Genomic DNA, 1,123 nt, shown 5'->3' on the forward strand with positions numbered 1-1,123 from the left:
CAGCTGTGCTCAAAAAAGTAGCCGCCAGTGGCATGAGGCTTCTGTCGAAACCGGTTTCGGAGCAGACCTTATTGACCTTGCTGGCAAAACATAAGTCAAAAACTTCCACCGAAGGCAGGTGAAGGTGATGGCGGTAGAACGTAACTAGCACAAAGGGGCGTATGCTGAAAGTGCCCCTCCGAGGAGGCCCTCTATGGCGTCCAGTACTCAAACACGACGTGATTCTGACGTGGACGAAAAGCCCGGGGCCAGGATATCACTGAGCGCAAGTGAAACAGCTCACAATGTCGGTCGCCGCAGATTCGGTGAATTTGTGAATCTTGTTCGGGGACCGGTTGCGGCACTCAGTGCCGAGCAGAATCTCCTTGTCAAACGCGATTTATTGGAATCACTGTCGCGTCGAGCGGTGTATTGGATGGCGTTGATGTTGTTCGTAAGCTTGTTCGTGTTCGTACTTGGAAATTGGATCAAGACGTCGGATATTTATCTTTTGTTCCGTGTCGTCTGGATCTTCGGACTGTGGGGGATGGCCGCTCCCATGGCAATACATTTACTGAAAAAGACCATGGCGCTTCCAAAGCAAGCTGGCGTCAACGCGGTCGAGCAGATGCACTGGGCATGGGCTGCATTGGTCATACTGACATCGGTGTGGTGGGCGGCCGGTAGCTTTGGGATAAAGCCACCCATTTTCTGGGCCTACCATGGTGATACTCATATTATTTTTCACAGGACTTTCTTCCTAAAGCTGACGCTGATGTGTCATGTATTTACTGTGCTGCTGCTCGCACCTAGTCTTCGTGCAACTTTAGGTTCACTCGTGCTCGGCACTATCCCATTTGGATTTAGCGTGGGAGGAATTCTGTTAATTAATCGGCCAACTTTGTTTGAGTCGCTTACGGCTCAACTAATTGGCTATTGTCTCATCGCATGGTTTCTTTGTTACGATCAGAAGCACGCATGTGTAAAAGAGGTTATTCTCGAAGAGGCGCGATCGCGGGCCGAAGCGGCAAGGGCAGAGAAGAACCAACTTATCGCTGCGATAAGCCATGATTTGCGCCAGCCGCTCACAACGCTCGGCTTGAAGTTGAACTATATCGAGCGGACCATTGAATCAACCAGGCTG

The 1,123-nt window shown here is 50.8% G+C and carries 1 pseudogene; it reads left to right on the forward strand.

The features are described from left to right. Positions 1 to 193 precede the first annotated feature (193 nt). Positions 194 to 1,123 (forward strand): annotated as a pseudogene (locus tag HDG33_RS36850) (hypothetical protein); the annotation flags it as partial.

Origin of the sequence: Paraburkholderia sp. Cpub6 (assembly GCF_014201065.1) — a bacterium.
Classification (GTDB): domain Bacteria; phylum Pseudomonadota; class Gammaproteobacteria; order Burkholderiales; family Burkholderiaceae; genus Paraburkholderia; species Paraburkholderia tuberum.